The sequence below is a fragment of the Rhodococcus marinonascens NBRC 14363 genome (genome assembly GCF_001894885.1).
In the GTDB taxonomy this organism is placed as follows: Bacteria; Actinomycetota; Actinomycetes; order Mycobacteriales; family Mycobacteriaceae; genus Rhodococcus_F; species Rhodococcus_F marinonascens.
In genome coordinates, this window is the sequence record NZ_BCXB01000147.1 from 1 (window position 1) to 780 (window position 780).

The 780-nt window shown below is 66.8% G+C and carries 1 pseudogene; it reads left to right on the forward strand.

The features are described from left to right. Window positions 1–77 precede the first annotated feature (77 nt). Window positions 78–491 (forward strand): annotated as a pseudogene (locus RM2_RS23270) (transposase); the annotation flags it as partial. Window positions 492–780 lie beyond the last annotated feature (289 nt).

The window sequence follows — 780 nt, forward strand, 5'->3', positions numbered from 1 at the left end:
ATCACCAACGTTGGCGGCGGCACGGTGTCGGTGATCGACACCGGCACCAACACGGTCGTGGGCGCACCCATCCCGGCCTGCGCGGGGTGAGCACGCTGACCGGATTCGCGTTGGCCGTCGAGATCGGCGATTGGCATCGGTTCACCGGCAACACCATCGGATCGTTCGTCGGATTGGTGCCCACCGAGTATTCCTCGGGTGCGTCACGGGTGCAGGGGTCGATCACCAAGACCGGGAACACGCATGTGCGCCGGTTGTTGGTCGAGTCCGCCTGGCATCACCGGCCCCGGTACCACGTCGGTGCCGTGATGCGGGGACGCTGGGATCAGGCACCCGCTGCCGCCCGGGCCCGCGGCGACGAAGGCAACCAGCGTCTGCACCGACGGTGGGTGGGCTTCCTCGAGCGCCGCAAACGGCCCACCGTCGCGAATGTGGCGATCGCCCGCGAGTTGGCCGGCTGGTGCTGGTCTCTGGCGGTCCTGACCGACTGATCGCCCACGATCTGCTTCGTCGCACGAGCCGGTGGTGGCAGCGCGTGGAGTGACCCGCGATACAGCTATGAGCAGGCCTCGTAGGGGTCGATGCTCGATCCTAGACACGCGGACCCGCTCCAGCCGAAACCCCGTCCTGCGGTAGCCAATCCGCGTATATCAGTCTGACCGCGCGTCGTCAACGACACGCTCACCACGCAGACTCGTCGAGGAAGCAACGAGGCGCCGCCGGGGTAGCTCCCCGACGGCGCCTCACCATGCCCCCTTGACAAAGTTTCTTACATATCAG